Source organism: Marinobacter caseinilyticus, from assembly GCF_011074955.1.
GTDB lineage: Bacteria > Pseudomonadota > Gammaproteobacteria > Pseudomonadales > Oleiphilaceae > Marinobacter > Marinobacter caseinilyticus.
Genome location: NZ_WUQJ01000031.1, coordinates 274890 through 294201, shown reverse-complemented (window position 1 = coordinate 294201; position 19312 = coordinate 274890). Strand labels below are relative to the sequence as shown.

The following is a 19312-nucleotide window of genomic DNA, read 5'->3' as shown; positions in this document are numbered from 1 at the left end:
GCCAACGGCGGACTGTGGCCTGGAACCTCCAACCTGCGACCTGCGACCTGCGACCTGCGACCTGCAACTGTAGCCGATGCTTCAGCTTCGGAGCAGGCCCTGGCCTGCCAGGGTGATGATCAGGGCCCTGCCGGGCCCCCCGAAGCTGAAGCGTCGGCTACAAGAGCCAGGCGACCGCGTCGGCTGGGAGATTCCTGCAAGGCATGGCAGTGCTGCCCGGTAGCGTGGGCGACTGGTGACTGGGGACAGCCAACGGCGGACTGTGGCCTGGAACCTCCAACCTGCGACCTGCGACCTGCGACTGTAGCCGATGCTTCAGCTTCGGAGCAGGCCCTGGCCTGCCGGGGTAATGATCAGGACCTTGGCCTGCCGGATCGATGATCAGGGTACTGCCGGGCTCCCGACGCTGAAGCGTCGGCTACAAAGGAGGAGGGTCGGCCGTAATGATTGGGGTTCGTGATGGGCAGGACCGGGTTGCCGGGCCGTGTGTGATGGACCAAAAAAAAGGCAGTCCGTTCATGGACTGCCTTTTTGAGTGCTGCCGGGTGGGGGTTGATCAGACCCCCAGCGACTCGATGTCGCTGCCGAGCATGGCGAGCTGGTGGGCGATCGACTCGCGCAGCTTTTCGCCGGAGATCAGGTACGACGGGGCCGCGCAGGTCAGCGCCATGATGGTGCCGTCCTGCAGGCGGACAGGGACGCCGGCGGAGTTGATGTTGCGATCCCACTCGCCTTCGGACAGGCAAAAACCGTACTCCTTGAAGTCTTCCATGGCGCGGTCCAGCCCTTCCTTAATAGCAGGCCAGGCTTCGGGGCCATACTTCTCGGCCATGGAGTCGGCCAGCACCTTGCGGGCCTGATCGCTGACGGCGCAATAGTAGGCCCGGCCGGCGGAGGTGGTGGACATCGGCAACTTAAGGCCGATTTCCATCCGCAACAGCGACGCTTCCGGGGGCAACCGGTTTTCGACGTAGATCATGTGGAGCCGGTCACGGCAGGTGAGACCGACGGACATGTTGGTGCGACGGGCAAACTCGTCCATGTAGGGTTTGGCGAGCTGGCGCACTTTCAGGTTGGACACGTAGGCATAACCCAGCGCCAATACACCGGAGCTGAGCTGGTACTTTTCCAGCACCGGGTTGTAGCTCAGATAACCCAGCTTGGTCAGCGTGTAGGTCATGCGCGACACGGTCGGCTTTGGCAGGTTGGTCAGGCGCGCAATGTCCTGGTTACCCAGAATGACCGAGCCCTGACTGAAGGCACGTAACACATCCAGCCCCCGTGAAAGTGCCTCGACAAACTTCCGGTCTTTTTCCGGCTTAACGGGCTCCGACCCGCCGGGCGCGGCCATCAGGCCTAGGTTGTCATTCTGAATATCAGTCATAGTTGCCTTGTTGTCTTCCAAAACGTCCCTCTTGCCTCAGTGACCCGCTGCGGATGCTTTCTTACCTGCCTGCAGATGAGTCCTGCACGCTGTAAATTAGTTCCGGGGCCGGGCGTCGTGTGATCGCTCGGTTTAAACCGTGGTAAGTGTAAAGTGCCCGTATTTTAATCGGTGGTCGTGACAAGTACCACAGAGATTAAACAAAATACGTGCCAAATCTGAAACAGTCTTTCTTTTTGTTTCACCCTAATTCCAGAAGAATGACATTTTGACCGCAGTCTGGTAAGTTTTTTCGGTATTTTATTTTGCTTTGCGAAACATAAGTGCTAATTCGTTCACATTCAACAGGACGCATCCCATGAAGGTACTGTTCGTCGCCGGCGATCCCAAGCCCGAACGCTGGACCCAGCCCATTCAAGCTCTCTTACCAGAGGCTGAAGTGCATGTCTGGGATGCCGACGCCCCAGCCTGCGACGCCGACTACGCGATTGTCTGGCAACCCCCGGCGGCGCTGTTCGAAAAAGAGCACAACCTGAAGGCGGTGTTCAATCTTGGTGCGGGCATCGACGGTCTGCTCAAAGTGCCCAACCTGCCCCGGCATATTCCGGTGGTGCGGCTGGAAGACGCCGGCATGTCAGTGCAGATGGCCGAGTACGTGTTGCATCAGCTCATTGATATCACCCGCACCATGGACGTTTATCGGGCGCAGAATGCGGAAGGCCGCTGGAAAATTCACCGGCCCATCACGCGGGGCGACTGGCCGGTTGGCGTCATGGGGCTCGGCCACATTGGCAAGCGCGTGGCCCGCTCGCTGACCAGCCTGGATTACAGGGTTCACGGCTGGGCGCGCAGCGAGCACACGATTGAGGGCGTCACCAGCCACCATGGCGACGACGGTCTGGCCGATTTCCTGGCGAACACCCGGGTGCTGATCAACACCCTGCCCCTCACCGAGGCCACCCGGGGTATCATCAATAAAGCCACTCTGGATCAGCTCCACCCCGGCGCGGTGGTGATCAACGTCGGGCGCGGCCAGCACCTGGTGGAACAGGACCTGCTGGCGGCCCTGGACAGCGGCCAGGTGGCCCGGGCGGTACTGGATGTGTTCAGCCAGGAACCCCTGCCCGAAGACCATCCGTTCTGGCAACGGGCCGAAATCACCATCACCCCGCACATCTCCGCTCGCACCCTGCGGGACGACACCCTCGAACAGATCACCGGCAAAATCCGCGCGCTCGCCGAGGGCAAACCCATCAGCGGCATCATAGATATTGACCGGGGGTATTGATCCACACGGCGGGACTAAAGCACTACGCCGGTGAGATACCACAACCCCAGCAGTGCCAGCATCAGCGGCAAGGACGCCAGCGCGAACAGCCCATTCCAGCCAAACGCCACCACCCACCGGGACAATTTGCCAAACCGGGCCAACAGCATCACCGATGGCCCGAACGGTGACAGCATCATGGCCAGCGAGAACCCGATCACCAGCGCCACCGCGATCAACAACGGGGGCGTGCCGGTGGCGGTCAGTTGCGACAGCAGGCCGGCCAAAAAGCTCAGCACCGTGATCGGGGCGATGCCGACGGCCGCGAACAGCGGCAGGATCAGCATCGCCACCACCGCCAGCCCGAACAGGCCCACCCGTTCCGCCACCAGGTTCGCCAGCAGCTCGGGAGGCACCTGGGCGGCCAGTGTCACGCCAAGCGCCGCCGAGGCGGCAAATATGCACATCTCGTTTTTGAGCGACACGGTGTTGTCTACCACTTCGCGCAACACCGGCAGCAGCACACGGTCGTGGCACAGCATATAAAGGACGGTTATCACCGGCACCGTCACCATGGCGGCCCGGGATACGTTCAGGCGGGTGGTGAGCACCAGACCAGCCATGACCCCGAACACCGCGGCCACCACCAGGATCAGGGTGATGGACCCGTCGGGCCAGCGCTCAAGCCGGGCTCGCTCGGTGCTGATCTGCTGGAACCGGCGATGCTCCAGCCGCCAGCCCAAGCCAATAAACAACAGCGCGGCCGTCGCGCCGTAGGGCAGCAATTGCGCCCAGCTCAGGCTTGGTACCTCACGGGTGATAATGGCCACCGCCACGCTGGTGGGCGCGATCAGCGGCACCAGGGCAAAACCCCGAAGGGTGCTGCTGAGCACACTGCGCAGCCACCTAAGCCGCGCCGTGCCGGTAATGCCGCGCTCCCGCAGGGTGTCGGACAGCGCGCCGCAGAGCAGGTTCATCACACCGAAATTGAGCACCGACGCCACCGCGCAGCTGGTCAGAGCGTATTTCGGATACAGCCAGAACGAGGCGCCTCCCAGCAGTACGTCGTGGATTCGCCGCAGCACTTCAAACCGGCGCACCAGGCATTGCATCATGCCCAGGCTGCCCAAAAAGGCCCCGTAAAAAGCGGCCGCCGCGGCGGCGTTAGTCATTTGCTCCGGGGGCAACCGGTCTACACTGAATAGAGCGGCAAGGGTCAGCAGGGTAATGAAGGCTAAATAGCGGGCATAGCCTTCCAGCTCGGGCAGGATGAGCATGAAGTACACGAGGAAAAGTACCCCGGCCGCGACACTGAGGCTGGTGGCGCCCGACAATAGCCCAAGCAACTCGACCAGTACCGCCACTGGCAGGAGATATGGAGTCATACCACAACAATAGTCCGTTACGGGAGGATGGCTTGCATTTGAGATACGCTCGGATTAATCTTTGGCTTAGTCAAATACAAAACTTAATTTCGCTTAACGAAACTATATTAACATTTCTGACGAGGCAAGCCTGTTTTAAACCCTACCAGCTTCACTGGTACGGTTGGCGGCCCTGAAATGACAGGAGATGCCATGAGCGCGTATATCTACGATGGTCTGAGAACCCCCTTTGGTCGTCATGCCGGTGCACTGGCAAAAGTCCGCCCCGACGACTTGCTCGCCGGGGTGATCAAAACCCTGGTGGCGCGCAATGCCTTTGCCACCAGCGCCTACGAGGATGTGATTGCCGGCTGCACCAACCAGGCCGGTGAAGACGCCCGCAACCTGGCGCGCCATGCTGGCCTGCTGGCCGGGTTGCCGGTTGAAACCGGCGGCCTGACCGTCAATCGCCTGTGCGGCTCCGGCCTTGCGGCTATTATTGACGCCGCCCGCGCCATTCGTTGTGGTGAAGGCGACTTGTTTGTCGCCGGTGGTGCCGAAAGCATGAGCCGGGCACCGTTTGTGATGGCCAAAAGCGAAACGCCCTTCAGCCGCGACTTTCGTGCCTTCGACAGCACTATCGGTGCGCGCTTCCCCAATCCCCGCATCGAGCAGGCATTCGGTGCCGACACCATGCCGGAGACCGCCGACAACATTGCCCGCGAACTGGGCCTGAGCCGTGAGGCGGTCGACCGCTTCGCCGCCCAAAGCCAGGCCCGTTACGGTGCAGCGCTGAAGGCAGGCTTCTATAATGAAGAGATCCAGGCGGTCGAAGTGCCCCAAGGCCGTAAGAAGCCCGCGCTGATGGTCGATAAAGACGAACACCCGCGCCCGCAGTCCGACCTGGAGGCACTGTCGGGTCTGCGTCCGCTGTTTGCCGACGGCGTGGTGACCGCGGGCAATGCCTCTGGCATTAACGACGGGGCTGCGGCGCTGATCGTCGGTTCCCGCGAGGCGGGCGAAAAAGCCGGGGTGGCACCTCGGGCACGGATTGTGGCTGCCGCCATTGCGGGAGTGGACCCGAAAGTCATGGGGTTCGGCCCGGTACCGGCCAGCGAAAAAGCTCTGGCCCGGGCCGGCCTGACCCTGAAGGATATGGACGTGATTGAGATCAACGAGGCCTTTGCAGCGCAGGTGCTCGGCTGCACCACCCGCCTGGGCCTTGCCGGCGACGACTCGCGGCTGAACCCGAACGGCGGCGCGATTGCGGTCGGCCACCCGCTGGGTGCTTCCGGTGCCCGCATTGCGCTGACCGCCACCCGTCAGCTGGAACAGAGCAACGGCCGTTATGCACTGATCAGCATGTGCATTGGCGTCGGCCAGGGTATTGCCGCGGTAATTGAGCGGGTCACGGACTGAACAACCACCGGGCTTGACCGGTCGTACAAACACGGGCGACACAGCTCGCCACTAATTTAAAGAATGTTAGGAGAGAACCAATGGCTTCCGCACCCTGGGACGACCTGCTGTTACTTGACCAGCAGCTTGATGAAACCGAACGTCAGGTCCGGGACAGCATCCGCTCGTTCTGCGATCAACGGTTAATGCCTGGCATTATCGATGCCAACCGTAATGAAAAATTCGACCGCAGCATTTTCACCGACATGGGTGAACTGGGCATGCTGGGAGCGACCTTGCCGGAAGAATACGGCGGCCCCGGTCTGAACCATGTTTGCTACGGCCTGATTGCGCGGGAAGTGGAGCGGGTCGACTCGGCCTACCGCTCTGCGTTGAGCGTGCAGTCGTCGCTGGTGATGCACCCGATCCATTCGTTTGGCCAGGAAGCGCTCAAGCAGCGGGTTCTGCCCAAGCTCGCCTCGGGTGAACTGGTGGGCTGCTTCGGTCTGACCGAGCCCAACCACGGTTCCGACCCGGCTGGCATGGAAACCCGCGCCAAGAAAGTGGACGGCGGCTACCTGGTCAGCGGTTCCAAGACCTGGATCACCAACTCCCCGATCGCCGATGTGTTCGTGATCTGGGGCAAGTTTGACGGCAAGGTAACCGGCTTTGTGCTGGAGCGCGGCGCCAAGGGCCTGGACGCCCCCAAGATTGAGGGCAAGTTCTCCCTGCGGGCCTCCGAGACCGGCTCCATCTTTATGGACGAGGTGTTCTGCCCGGACGAGAACAAGCTCGACGTGGAAGGCCTGAAAGGCCCGTTCAGTTGCCTCAACAAGGCCCGCTTCGGCATCAGCTGGGGCTCACTGGGTGCCGCTGAATTCTGCTGGCACGCAGCCCGCAATTACACTCTGGAGCGCAAGCAGTTCGGCAGGCCTCTGGCCGCCAACCAGCTGATCCAGAAGAAGCTGGTGGACATGCAGACCGAAATCACCCTGGGTCTGCAAGGCGCGTTGCAGCTGGGCCGCATGTTGGATGCCGGCACGGCGTCGCCGGATGCGATCTCGCTGATGAAGCGCAACAACTGCGGCAAATCCCTGGACATCGCACGGGTCGCCCGCGACATGCATGGCGGCAATGGCATCTCTGACGAATACCACGTCATCCGCCACGTGATGAACCTGGAAGCCGTCAATACCTACGAAGGCACCCACGACGTTCACGCGTTGATTCTGGGCCGTGGCCAGACCGGTATTGCGGCCTTCAGCTAACGTCCAACCCGTCACTCACTGACGCGAAAAGGCAGGGCTAAGGCCCTGCCTTTTTTGTATCTAATAACGCAGAGTTTTCTGCAACCCACTGTCCACACAATAGCGTTAATAATGAATCAGGTAACCTGAACCTTTAACGCTTTCACCGCAAAACAACCCCGCCATTCCGTACAAACGGTGACAGTAGGTGACTTGAATTCGTTAACACTGCGTATAGGCTTATTCAAACTGCTGATTTTTTCGCCAACACAAATCTCTGGCTGACTATACGACACCAGAGATTTGATCGGGATGTTGGTTCGATGACAAGGGGGTTCTGAAGTGACGACAGCAAACGTTTGCGAAGCGGATGATCAAGCAAAGAGGTTGGCGCTCGACTATCTGCAAGACCGTTTTCGACATGGGGTGTGCGTAACGATCTTGGTGACCCTGTTGGGACTTGGAACTACGGTTGTCTACCTGACAGGGGGCACCGCCTACGCCTATCCCTACCTGATGCTAACTCCCGTGTTACTGGCAGCGGCCTGGTATCAAATTCCGGGGGCCGTTTCGATCGCATTGGCCGCAGGCCTGCTGATGGCTGCCATGCCCCTGAACGTGGATACCGCGACGACTCAGTCCACGGGCAACTGGCTTATTCGGTTGGGACTCTATCTTGGCTTGGGTATTTTTACCGGCTATCTCTTCCAATCCTTGAAACAATCAACCAAAAGCCGTGAAGCCGTCATGCGCATTGACCCCGGCTCCAATTTACCGAATTTGTTGGCGCTGAGAAAAGCCCTCAAAAACCTTCCTCGAAAACCATTCCGACACAACGGTGATACGGCTTTGATACTGGTTCGCATTACAGACATCACTGACGTTCTGGTGGCTCTGGGAATCGACGCTTCGGATGAACTGCTGGCGGCCGTCGCTGCCCGCATCACCAAAACGGTGCCCGCCTCCGCACGCGTGTATCGCATCGGCGACTCAGAACTGATGCTTCTATTGACCTCTATTGGCGTGCTAGAGCTGGAGCAGATTGTTAAAAAGCTGATCACCATTGGCGAAGACAATCTGGTTATTCAAGAGATTCCCATGAGGGCCCAAGTGGTGCTGGGCAGCACCATCGCGACCGACGCAAACTCTATCACCGACACCCTGATTGCCGAAACCCGCATGGCACTGTTCGCGGCAATAGAACGACAACGCAGCCATTTTCTCTATTCGCCCAACATCCAACGCCGCACGCTGGAGAATATTCAACTGATAGCCCGGGTTCGCGAAGGCCTGAATCTTGGTGAGTTCGAGCTTCACTACCAACCTAAAATCCGTTTATCCGACGGCCGGGTCTCAGGCTGTGAGGGCTTGATCCGATGGCGCGGCGCATCAGGTGAACTGATACCCCCTGGCCAGTTTATGCCCAAAGTTGAAAGTACAACCCTGATCGCACCGGTTACCGAGTTTGTGTCCAGAACCGCGTGTGCGTTTGCGGCTTCCGCCGCCGATTCCGGAGTGGTCAGTATCAATTTCTCAGTACACAACCTGTTTGATGAAAACCTGGTGACATTGCTCGCAACGCTGCTTAAGGAAACCGAATTACCACCTCACCGCCTGGAAATCGAGATTACAGAAAGTGTTCTGGCACAAGGGCTAGAGGCCGCCACCCAGGCCGTAAAGCGGATACGCAGCTTTGGTATCGGGGTCAGCATTGACGATTTTGGCACTGGGTTTGCTTCGTTCGAGTACCTTCAGCACCTGCCCGTCACCGGTCTGAAAATCGACCGGGCCTTTATTATCAACCTGGAACACGACAATCGGGCCAAGCGCCTGGTCGCCTGCATGATTGACATGGGGCACGCGCTCGACATGGCCGTTACAGCCGAGGGTGTCGAGACGGAAGGCCAGCGCAACATCCTGCGGGCGCTGAAATGCGATCAGGCGCAGGGCTTCTTTTACTCACCGGCCCTGCCCGCCCAGAATTATCAAGCCTGGTGTCACCACTACGCCCAACGCCAACAGCTAAAGGTCTAGCAAATACCTCACAGCCAGGCTGCTGGCTGTGGTTAAGTTAGTCGCTGATGACCCTGTTGTATTGCTGCAGTTATCGCTAGCCCACCGCCAGGCGGGACGCGCGCCGGTTAGACCACCAGGCCAGCACCAGGGCGGGCACGATCAGCACCGCACTGACAATGGACAGTTCCGTGTTGCTCAGGGGCACCGGCCCACCGCCGGGAATGGCCAGGGTCATACCGCCAAGCACCAGCACCAGCCGCAGGGGCCATTGCAGCAACTTGTGCAGCGCCAGGTTTCCGATACCCAGCAGGTAGCCCTGCATGGCGCCGGCAATCAGGGCAATGCCCACAACGGCCTGGGACAGCACTACCACGATTTCATCCCAGGACCCCTGCAGAATCAGCGCCGGGTTCAGCACGAACAGGAACGGGATAAAGTAGATCACGCTGCCCAGCCGCATGGCCTGGAAACCCGTCTCCATCGGCCGGGCACCGGCCACAGACGCAGCGGCAAAGGCGCCCAGCGCAACCGGCGGCGTAATGAAGCTCAGCATGCCCCAGTACAGAATGAACAGGTGCACCGCCAGCGGGTCCATGCCACCGCCGTTGATCAGGGCCGGCGCCAACGCCACCGCCAGGAAGATATAGGCGGCCGTGACCGTCATACCGATACCAAGGATGAAACTGGTGGCCGCGCCCATAAAGAGCAGCACCAGCGTGTTACCGCCCGCCAGGAAAATCAGATCGTTCGCGATGGTCCCGGACATCCCGGTGACCGACAGCGCACCGACCAGCAGGCCCACACCGCCCAGTATCGCAATCAGTTCGGCGAACAGCTTGCCGGAACTGGAAAAGAAATCTTTCACCTGCTGCCAGCCCCAGCGCTGGTAAGGCAGAATCTGGTTGATCACCAGGAGCAGCGCCGTGGCGTAGAAAGGCGCAATGGCCTCGCGCCGCAAAAAGAACAGCAGCCAGATCAGCAGCACGAACACGAAGATGAAATACCAGCCTTCTTTTAAGGTCTGGCGCAGCGATGGCAGCTCCGCGGTCGGCAAGCCCTTGAGTTCGTGCCGGGCGGCGTAGGCATCGATCTGGATAAACAGGCCCATGAAATACAGGAACGAGGGCACCGCGGCCGCCAACGCAATGGTGCCGTAAGAGATGTTCAGGAAACTGGCCATGATAAAGGCCGTCGCGCCCATTACCGGCGGCATCAATACGCCCCCGGTCGAGGCACAGGCCTCGACCCCGGCGGCGTAGGAGCGCCCGAAGCCGACGCGTCGCATGGCGGGAATCGACAGTACACCGGTGGTCAGCACATTGGTGATAACGCTGCCGCTCATGGAGCCCATCAGGCCGCTGGAAAACACCGCCACCTTGGCCGGCCCGCCGCGGACATGACCGAGCAGGGCAAAGGCCAGATTGATGAAGAATTTGCCGCCACCGGTTTGCTGCAGCGCCACCCCGAACAGCAGGAAGCCGATGACCAGATTGGCGAACGCCTGCAGCGGAATGCCCATGACACTCTCACGGCTCATGGCGTGATAGATGGCGGTTTGCGAGGGCGACGACGGGAAACCCTGAATCGGTCCCGGCATCACATCGGCGAAAATCGGATAAATGCTGGCGAACCCGACAATGACGGCGATTGGCCAGCCACCGGCGCGTCGCACGGCCTCCATGATCACCCCCCATAACAGGAAGCTCATGACAATGGCATGGTCCGGTGCGGCGTACTCCCAGCCCCGGTCCAGAATACGCTCGGCGTTGAAGACAAAGTAACCGCACACCGCGGTGGCGAAGACAAACATCAGAATGTCATACCACGGCACCGATGAGCGGGAGGCAACACGGCTAAAGGGCGGCCACAGAATGAACACCAGTGGCAGCATCAATGCCAGCACGGTATAGAAAAATTGGCTTTCCACCGTGGTCACAAAGGTGAAAAGGCCCAAATTGAACAGGTAATCGATGGAGGTCAGGGTGAGAGCAAGCGTCGCCACCCTGGGCACCCAGAGCCAAAATCCTTGCAGACGGCGTATGCCGGATATTTCACCTTGACTGGCTGGCGGTTGCTGGGGCGAGCTCATAGCGATTGGACACTCCGATTGAATCGTCGGAAAAATAGATCATACCGCCGGACCCCGGTTGCCGATAAACGGCAGGCCGAGCGCCCGGCGATATCCGTCAGGCGTTAATGGAAGACCGGCTTCATACCCGCCGCTTCCAGTGCCTTGGCACGCGCTTCCATCCACCCAGCGCGGAAGGCATCGGCATCTTCCGGCGGATTCGAACCCATGAACGAATCCCAGGTGGTTTTCAGGATTTCCTGACGCTTAAGCAACTGGTCCTGATGCTGCTGCATGGCGTCGGTCCAGTGTCCGATTTCCTTGTAGTAGTCCACCACGGCCTGGTGATACGGGATAACCCACTGCAGGTTCTGGTTTTCCAGGGCATAGCCCGCGTTGCCAGGCGCCGCATCCTTGTACTTGTCGATGTCTTCAATCAGCACCCGGATCAGGCTGCTGGCGGTTTTGTCGTCCAGAGTTTCATTGCCCACCAGAATCGGGTACGGGTAGCTGGCACCAATCCAGGGGTTGTCTTTGCCGTAGTTTTCACCCGCGGCGGAGGTCGCTTTGTGAGGCTGGAAATACGGTGCAACCGTCTGCAACCGCGCCCAACCCTCTTTATCGGCCGGATCAAGTTCGGGCCATACAATGCCTCTGGGGCTGGCCGCCAGTTGCTGGGCAGGTGGCGCCACACTCATGGTGAAGGCGGCATCGACCTGATTGGCCACAATGCCTTCAAAGGAACGCCCGTAGCCCGGGAACTCTACCCGTTCGACGTCGTCCCAGGTCAGGCCACCAAAGGCCAGAAACGCTTCCGTCCCGATGTTCAGGGCATCGTCGCCCCGAATGTAGGCCACACGCTTACCTTTAAGATCGGCCGGGGTTTTGACGCCGACATCACCGGCGACTGCAACACCGAGACCGAACGTCGCGGTTGAGGTACTGATCAGGCGCAGCGGTTGCGGGCCCCACTGGGGATCGGCGAACAGCAATACCCCTTCGGAGCCGTAATAGCTGGCAATACCACAGGCACAGAGCGGCACTCGGCCCATGCGCAGCGGCGTCATCCGGGATACGTCGTTTTCCCCTGGCAGTATGCGCACCGAAGTACCGTATTCGTTCTGCAGCAAATTACCAATGGACACCATCTGGGTGTAACCCGCTGATCCAGTGCCATAGGCCGTCATGGCCAGCGTGCTCGGCAGTTCTACTTTGTCGGCACTATGGGCAAAAAAGGGTGCAGCACTCAGTACACCGATGAGTAAACTTTTGTTGATTTTATGCATCGTAGTTTGTCCTTTGTGGGAGTATGACAACCGCGGAATTCAATTCCGGGGCGGCCTTGTTCAGCCTAAAAACGTCAGACGCCTATTGAGTATAGTCAGGCATGCAGTCCCTGCTTCAGGTGAAAAAAGCCCCGGGGAAACCCCGGGGACAAAGAGGGTGTAACACCTGAGAAAACAAGAAAACTCTTACTGCCTGCAATCAACGTCTTATCAGAAGCCCAGCTTGGCAGACGCCATCACCTGTTCATACTGGTTGCTGCTGGACGAGCCGATCACACCAAAGTCCCAGTACGCGTATTCCAGACCCAGGGTCAGCTTGCGGTGCGGGGACCACAGCAGGTTGGCGTGCACCGAGGTAGAGTTGTCGAAGTAGCTTAACGTGCTGGCCGCGGACGCAATGTCATCGGCGATTTCGGTGTAGGACACACTCAGGGTACTGCGCCACTGTGGCGACCAGAAGTGACGGTAAGCGGCCGTGGCACCGAAGGTTTTCAGTGGCTCGACCTTACCGGCGGCCAGTTCCGTACGGTCAAAGTCAGGATAGCTCAGCAACCCCATGTAGCGACCCAGGGCACCGTAGCTGTATTGCAGACGCAGGTCGTCCTTGCCGATGGTCGGGATGCGGGCACTCAGGGAAACCGCGCCGGTGACGGTGGTCTCGTCGGCGGTGTCGTCTTCCAGGCTGCGCACAATACCGGCCAGCGAGTAGATACCAAACTCGTTACGCAGCTGGTAGCGGGCCGCCAGGTCCGGATAGGACTGGTCGTCATAGGACACCGGACCAAATCCGTCTTCGGGGTTTTCCAGTGACACCATGAACTTGCCACCGGGCGCCGCCATGTTGTAACGAATCAGTGGCTGGCGGGTATAGATGAACGCCGCCTGCTTGCCCTGGTCCAGTATTTCCGGCAGTGCCGCCAGATCGGTGAAGGTGGTGTAGGTCTGGCCGAAATCCCAGCCATTCCAGGACCCGTACGCCTGACGCAACCTTGGGTTGTAGCTGTTGGAGACCACTTCGTTGCCGGATTCATCAATGCCGGTGTTGAAATCCATCTCGATGTACGTGGTCAGGTCGTGGCCGGCCACATCGACGGTTTTGGTTCCGATGCCCAGACGGGTCTCACGAGCCGAGAAGCCGGTCTTCCAGTCGCTGGTGTCGTTGGCCGCAAAGGTGGCCAGGTTGCGAGGAATGCCAATGGCGTAAGCATTTTTCGAACCGTTGCCATGGGAGCCCACTTTGGCATCGGCCTTAATAAAGCCACTGATGGAAATGGTGGTGTCGCCAATCTTGACCCCGTTGCCGTCCTTCAGCAGATAAGAGTTGTCCTCTTGCAGGGCGGGTGCCCGTGCTTCCATCTCGTTCAACTTGGCTTCCAGTTGTTGTACTTGCTGGCGCAACTCCTGCAAATCCACGTCTTGAGCGGACACCGCAGTGGCACCCAAAGAGAGCAGGGGCAAACTGGCCAGTGCAACGGCGCGCGTCAGTGGACGTGGTACGAAAGACAATGCTGTTCTTGTCATTGCAAACCTCTTGTCATCATTGTTGGTTTTCGTCAATCAAGTTTCGCTGTGCGGTATTAGGATTATTTGTGATTCCGCAATGCAATACTGATTTCCGTATTTTCGAATATAGAGAATGTTTTTGCCGACAACAACCCTACAAAACCAAGTTTTACCAAAAAGCGTATACAGAGGGTCTAATATTAAAGTTGTCAGAATTGACAGAGGGGAGGAGATCATTCATCCTAACTCTATTCTGCTATGCGGTACTTGTTTTCGCAATTGAGAACCGAGAGGTCAACCGATGAATATTAACTACACGCCTGAAGAGCTCGCGTTTCGGGATGAAGTTCGGAGCTTTCTTGAACAGCAGCTCCCCGCTGACATCGCAGCCAAGGTCAAAGGCTTTCGCCATTTGTCCAAAGAAGACCACCAACGCTGGCAGCGCATTCTGAGCAAGCAGGGCTGGTACGCGACCCATTGGCCTTCAGAGTATGGCGGCGTCGACTGGAGCCCGGTGCAGAAGCATATCTGGGACGAAGAGTCCTGCCGTTACGGTGTGCCGCGGTCGATCCCGTTCGGGGTCAACATGGTTGCCCCGGTGATCATCAAGTTCGGCTCCGAAGCGCAGAAGCAACACTACCTGCCCCGCATTCTCAGCGGTGAAGACTGGTGGTGTCAGGGCTATTCCGAACCCGGCGCCGGATCGGATCTGGCGTCCCTGAAGACCCGGGCGGTGAACCATGGCGATCACTACCTTGTGAACGGCCAGAAAACCTGGACCACGCTGGGCCAGCACGCCAACATGATCTTCTGTCTGGTGCGTACCAACACCGAGGTGAAGGCACAAGCCGGCATCTCCTTCCTGCTGATCGATATGGACACCCCGGGCATTACCGTACGCCCGATTCGCACCATCGACGGCGGGTACGAAGTCAATGAAGTGTTCTTTGAAGACGTCAAAGTCCCGGTCGAAAACCTCGTCGGCGAAGAAGACAAAGGCTGGACCTACGCCAAGTACCTGCTGACCTATGAGCGCACGGGGCTGGCCGGTATCGGCCTGTCCAAGGCTGCGCTGTCGCACCTGAAAGCGCTGGCCGGCCGGGTACTGAAGAACGGGCGTCCGTTGATTGAAGACACCACGTTCAGCCAGCGCATTGCCAAAATTGAGATTGACCTGATGGCCGCCGGGATCAGCAATCTGCGGATCATTGCCGCGGTCGAAGGCGGCGGCATGCCCGGCGCTGAAAGCTCTATGCTGAAGGTTCGGGGTACCGAGATTCGCCAGTCGATCAACGACCTGGCCCGCCGGGCAATTGGCCCTTACGCGCTGCCCTTTGTCGAAGAAGAGCTGGAGCTGGATTACGACGGTGAGTATCTGTCCGACAAGGACGCCGCCCCACTGGCGCCCCATTACTTCAACAATCGCAAGCTGTCGATTTTCGGCGGGTCCAACGAGATCCAGAAGAACATCGTCACCAAAATGATTCTCGGACTTTAAGGAGACGACCATGGACTTCGCGTTAACGGAAGAGCAACAAATGTTGCAGGACACCGTGGCCCGTCTTGTGCGCGGTGAATACAGCTTCGAGAAACGCCTGGGCTACAGCGAAACCGAACTCGGTTTCAGCGCCGAATTCTGGCAACACCTGAGCGAGCTGGGCCTGACGGCCGTGCCTTTCGACGAAGAGTTGGGCGGTTTTGGCGGCACCGGTGTTGAGGTCCAGTCGGTCATGACCGAACTCGGTCGCGGCCTGTGCCTGGAGCCCTACCTGCAATCGGTGATTCTCGGTGGCGGTCTGATCGCCCACGCCGGCACTGCCGCGCAGCAGGAACACTGGCTACCCGGCGTCGCCTCGGGCGAGCTGAAAGTCGCGGTGGGCCTGCAGGAGCCGCAAAGTTACTACAACCTGAACGACGTGCAGACCCGGGCTGAGAAAACCGATGCCGGTTACACCCTGAGCGGCCGCAAAGCCGTGGTGATTGGTGGCCACTGCGCGGATCTGCTGATTGTTTCGGCACGCACGTCGGGGGATGAGCGCGACGCAGGCGGGCTGAGCCTGTTTGCCTTGGACCCGGCCACAGCCGGTGTGGAACGCCGCAACTACCCCACCATGGACGGCGCCAAGGGCTGCGATGTCGTACTCAACAATGTACAGGTCGGCGCCGAGGCCTTGCTGGGCGATGAAGGCCAGGCCAGCGCCATCATTGAATACCAGTCCGGTCGCGCCATTGCGGCGCTGTGTGCCGAAGCGGTCGGGGTGATGGAAGAAGCCATTGCCATGACCCTGGACTACCTCAAGGCGCGCAAGCAGTTTGGCGTACCCATCGGCCAGTTCCAGGTGCTGCAACACCGTATGGTGGACATGAGTTCGGAGCTGGAGCAGGCCCGTTCGATGGCAATCCTGTCGGCCAGTGTGGCCAACAATGAACAAAGCACCGAGCGCAAGCGCATCCTGGCAGCGGCCAAGAATGTGATCGGCCGTGCCGGTCAGTTCATTGCCGAGAACGGCATCCAGTCCCACGGTGGCATTGGCATGACCTGGGAGTACAGCTTTGCCCATTACGCCAAGCGTCTGATCATGATCAACCATCAGCTGGGCGATGACGACCACCATCTGGAGCAGTTCGCCGGACTGCTTCACGTCGAAGAATGAGTTTTCGAGTGTGCAGGTGAAGATGTTTGGGTGGCCTTGTGCCACCCTTTTTTGTGGCTGTTCACGGATTAGCGTGAAAGCACAGTCGCTGCAAGCTGTCTTCGAAGGCGGTTGCTTGCAAACGTAGCCGACGCTTCGGGTCTGTGGCTTGCCCGATAGATATTCGGGGTCCTCACGGATCCTCCGAAGCTGAAGTGTCGGCTACACTACTTCCCGGCGGCGGACTGTTGACTCTGCGGCGGGCCTTACCGGTAAGCGTGATGAATGTTTATGACTTCTGAAATCGACGCAGCACCGTCCACGTAACGACCAAACCAAGGACATCGACCCGATGAATGACGCTCTGAGCTCTGACAGCAAAGCACTCCGCAAAGCCGAATGGCAGGTCCGCACCGAACTGGCGGCGGCCTATCGTCTGGTCGCCCTGTTTGGCTGGGACGACCTGGTCTTTACTCACCTCTCGGCCCGGGTGCCAGGACCGGAACACCATTTCCTGATCAATCCCTACGGCCTGTTGTTCCATGAAATCACCGCCTCGTCACTGGTCAAGGTCGACGACCAGGGCGACGTGGTGTCCGCCGGCGGCCTGCAGCGGGTGAATCCGGCCGGGTTTACCATTCACAGTGCCGTGCATATGGGCCGGGAAGACGCTGGCGCGGTGATGCACCTGCACGCCGCCGATGGCGTCGCGGTATCGGCCCACCGGGACGGCCTGCTGCCCCTGAGCCAGACCGCCATGCTGTGCCTCGACCACCTCAGCTATCATGACTACGAAGGCGTGGCTTTGAATCACGATGAGCGCGAACGCCTGATTCGGGACCTGGGCAACAAAACCATGATGATGCTGCGCAACCACGGCGTACTGACCGCCGGGCAAACGGTACCGGAGACCTTCACTTACCTGTATTTTCTGATGAAAGCCTGCGAGATTCAGGTCAAGGCCCAGGCCTGCGGACCGACTTACATGCCTTCGGAGCAGGCCATTGCCACCACCCGCGAACAGTCCCAGTCACTGGGCAAGGCGGCGGCACTGACCTGGCCGGCACTGATGCGTTTGCTCGACAGCAAGAACCCGGGTTACGCCGTTTAGCCTGCTTTGCCGGCCCGCTTTGCTGAATAACTCTGCTGACTGGCCTGTGTGACCAACCTGCCTGGATGGCTCGCATTGCTTCGTCGCTGACCTCAAACCGGGGCGGGCTTAGCCGGGCGGTGTGCCGGCCAGACCGGTGGCCCGGCCGTTGACCCGGCGTCTGACGGCCCTCAGACGGGTTGCGCTGCCTGTTCAAGTGCTTGATCATATTAATGAAACTCAACAACGCCAATCGAAACCAGGATGCCACAATGAAAACCATCGCACTGGAAGATCTCAGCAATCACAAGGGTGAGCTCATCGGCCACAGCCCCTGGACCACCATTAGCCAGGCGATGATTCAGGCGTTTGCCGATGCCACCGGAGATCATCAGTGGATCCACGTGGACGTGGCGCGCGCCACGGCAGAATCGCCCTGGCACAGCCCGGTGGCGCACGGGTTCCTGACCGTGTCGCTGATTCCCCAACTGAACCAGAGCGTTATCGACGTTACCGGCAAGAGTGCCAGCGTCAACTACGGCATGAACAAGCTGCGGTTTCCGGCGGCGGTGAAGTCTGGCTCGGACGTGCGCACCCGGATGGAACTGAAGGACGTGGTCGATGTGGATGCCCAGCGGGTGCTGGCCACCTACCTCACGACGGTGGAGATCAAGGGCGAGGACAAGCCCGCGTGCGTCGCCGAAAGTCTGGTCATGTACGTCCGTTAGCGCTGGGGGCGAACTGATAATGAATTCGGGTAACGGCGGCTGGGCGCACGGTGATGCTCCGCCCAGCCGCCGAGCAGCTATTTAAAGCGCTATTCCTTGATCGCTTTACGCACTATTTTGCCATCCTCTACCACCGCCAGCGTGGTTTCTGTGACAAAGCCGCCTTGCTCAGTAATGCGCTTCACTTCGAAGGGGTTCTTGCTGGCATCCATGTCTGCAATGGCGTCCCCGATGGCCCCACGAATCGCCTTGGGGTCGGTTGAGCCGGATTGCTCCATGGCGGCCACCAGGGCGTGCATCGCCAGGTAATTGTAGGCCGCTTCGGAGCCCGGCGTTTTGTCGTACTTGGCTTTGTAGCGGGTTATGAAGTCGCGGGCGGCGCTGGTCTCATAGATCGACAGAGGCACCACGCCAATGGCGCCTTCCAGCATTTCCAGGCCCCCGATCACCTCAGCCACTTCGTCGATTTTGGCCTGGTCCATCAGCACGAAGCCACCTTGAAAACCCAGCTGTCTGGCCTGCTGCACCACCAAACCGGTCGGCTCAGACGCACCGCCGACAAACATCACGTCGGGGTTGGCCGCGATGATCCGGCTGGCGCCGGTGTAGAAATCCGCCGACTTGTTGTAATCCATTGGGTTTTCGACGACAACTTCACCGCCTTTCTGGGTCCACTCCTGCGCCATCATGGTCGCCCAGATTTTGGCGTACTCGTGAGTGGCCCCGGCCATGCCGATGGTTTTGCCCATATGGGTCTGAGCGTAGGCGGTGAAGGCCCGCACATAGCCGTCAAAGGTGGGAGGAATACGCAAGGTCAGCGCGTTGCCCTTCTCGGTGACCGAGGGCACGCTGGTGTACGCCATCACCAGGAAGTTGTCTTTCTCGTTGAAGTCCTGCAAGGCAAACACACCGCCGGAGTGCGGCACAAACACCGCCGGCACACCGGATTCCTGCTTCAGTCGCTTGGCGTTGGTGGCCGCCTGCGCCGGGGAGTACCGATCGTCCAGGGCGATCAGGTTGAGGGTGTGGGTTTCGTCACCCACGGTGAAGCCGCCGGCGGCGTTGATTTCATCCACCGCCATCCGCAGACCCGACACGGTGTTTTCACCGTACAGGGCCGCACCGCCGCTGAGCGGGCCGGTGAAGCCAATATTCACTTCGTCCGCCAGGCTGGCAAAGGATAGCCCCAAACCCAGCGTTGCCACGGCGATCGCGTGGCCCAATCGTTTGATTTTTGTCATTGTTTTCTCCCTGATCATTGCCTGGTAGTTTTTGGATAGTTTATGGGTAGTATTTTGATCGTTGCCTGCCAATTGCCTTGTCATCGG

The 19312-nt window shown here is 59.4% G+C and carries 14 protein-coding genes; 8 read left to right on the top strand and 6 right to left on the bottom strand.

The features are described 5' to 3' along the window. Positions 1 to 556 precede the first annotated feature (556 nt). Positions 557 to 1351: an IclR family transcriptional regulator gene (locus GRX64_RS16540; protein ID WP_235937729.1), complete on the bottom strand. Its 795-nt coding sequence runs from the start codon at positions 1349 to 1351 to the stop codon at positions 557 to 559. A 391-nt stretch (positions 1352 to 1742) separates the two neighbouring features. Here GRX64_RS16540 and GRX64_RS16535 point away from each other — a divergent pair, with 391 nt between their 5' ends. Then, on the top strand, positions 1743 to 2672 hold the full coding sequence (locus GRX64_RS16535) for a 2-hydroxyacid dehydrogenase (protein WP_166268835.1): 930 nt from the start codon (positions 1743 to 1745) through the stop codon (positions 2670 to 2672). Positions 2673 to 2686: 14 nt separating this feature from the next. Here GRX64_RS16535 and GRX64_RS16530 read toward each other — a convergent pair whose 3' ends face one another. Beyond that, positions 2687 to 4036, bottom strand: coding sequence for a hypothetical protein (locus tag GRX64_RS16530; RefSeq protein WP_166268834.1), 1350 nt, complete (start codon positions 4034 to 4036; stop codon positions 2687 to 2689). A gap of 192 nt (positions 4037 to 4228) precedes the next feature. Between GRX64_RS16530 and GRX64_RS16525 the strand changes: the two genes are divergently transcribed. The 3 genes from GRX64_RS16525 (at position 4229) to GRX64_RS16515 (ending at position 8694) form a co-directional block, all read left to right on the top strand. After that, on the top strand, positions 4229 to 5434 hold the full coding sequence (locus GRX64_RS16525; protein ID WP_166268833.1) for a 3-oxoadipyl-CoA thiolase: 1206 nt from the start codon (positions 4229 to 4231) through the stop codon (positions 5432 to 5434). An 80-nt stretch (positions 5435 to 5514) separates the two neighbouring features. Then, positions 5515 to 6681, top strand: coding sequence for an acyl-CoA dehydrogenase (locus GRX64_RS16520; protein WP_166268832.1), 1167 nt, complete (start codon positions 5515 to 5517; stop codon positions 6679 to 6681). Positions 6682 to 7002: 321 nt separating this feature from the next. Further along, the gene (locus GRX64_RS16515) at positions 7003 to 8694 is read left to right on the top strand and encodes a putative bifunctional diguanylate cyclase/phosphodiesterase (protein WP_166268831.1); all 1692 of its coding nucleotides are present in this window, start codon (positions 7003 to 7005) and stop codon (positions 8692 to 8694) included. Positions 8695 to 8770: 76 nt separating this feature from the next. On the opposite strand, the gene GRX64_RS16510 is transcribed toward GRX64_RS16515, so the two are convergent. The 3 genes from GRX64_RS16510 to GRX64_RS16500 form a co-directional block, all read right to left on the bottom strand. After that, positions 8771 to 10765, bottom strand: coding sequence for a TRAP transporter permease (locus tag GRX64_RS16510; RefSeq protein WP_166268830.1), 1995 nt, complete (start codon positions 10763 to 10765; stop codon positions 8771 to 8773). A gap of 104 nt (positions 10766 to 10869) precedes the next feature. Further along, positions 10870 to 12030 (bottom strand): TAXI family TRAP transporter solute-binding subunit, encoded by a 1161-nt coding sequence (locus GRX64_RS16505; RefSeq protein ID WP_166268829.1) that lies wholly within the window; start codon positions 12028 to 12030, stop codon positions 10870 to 10872. A 210-nt stretch (positions 12031 to 12240) separates the two neighbouring features. Next, on the bottom strand, positions 12241 to 13551 hold the full coding sequence (locus tag GRX64_RS16500; RefSeq protein ID WP_235937725.1) for a DcaP family trimeric outer membrane transporter: 1311 nt from the start codon (positions 13549 to 13551) through the stop codon (positions 12241 to 12243). A 283-nt stretch (positions 13552 to 13834) separates the two neighbouring features. Between GRX64_RS16500 and GRX64_RS16495 the strand changes: the two genes are divergently transcribed. The 4 genes from GRX64_RS16495 to GRX64_RS16480 all read left to right on the top strand — a co-directional run bounded on the left by GRX64_RS16495 (position 13835) and on the right by GRX64_RS16480 (position 17984). Next, positions 13835 to 15031 carry an acyl-CoA dehydrogenase family protein gene (locus GRX64_RS16495; protein WP_166268828.1) on the top strand — a complete coding sequence of 399 codons (1197 nt, stop codon included), beginning with the start codon at positions 13835 to 13837 and terminating at the stop codon, positions 15029 to 15031. A gap of 10 nt (positions 15032 to 15041) precedes the next feature. Further along, positions 15042 to 16187, top strand: a complete 1146-nt coding sequence (locus GRX64_RS16490; protein WP_166268827.1) for an acyl-CoA dehydrogenase family protein — start codon at positions 15042 to 15044, stop codon at positions 16185 to 16187. Positions 16188 to 16518: 331 nt separating this feature from the next. Then, positions 16519 to 17277, top strand: a complete 759-nt coding sequence (locus GRX64_RS16485) for a class II aldolase/adducin family protein (RefSeq protein ID WP_166268826.1) — start codon at positions 16519 to 16521, stop codon at positions 17275 to 17277. A gap of 212 nt (positions 17278 to 17489) precedes the next feature. Then, complete coding sequence (locus tag GRX64_RS16480; protein WP_235937724.1) at positions 17490 to 17984, top strand: MaoC family dehydratase; 495 nt, start codon at positions 17490 to 17492, stop codon at positions 17982 to 17984. 89 nt (positions 17985 to 18073) lie between these two features. Here GRX64_RS16480 and GRX64_RS16475 read toward each other — a convergent pair whose 3' ends face one another. Then, positions 18074 to 19225, bottom strand: a complete 1152-nt coding sequence (locus GRX64_RS16475; protein WP_166268825.1) for an ABC transporter substrate-binding protein — start codon at positions 19223 to 19225, stop codon at positions 18074 to 18076. Between the last annotated feature and the right edge of the window lie 87 nt (positions 19226 to 19312).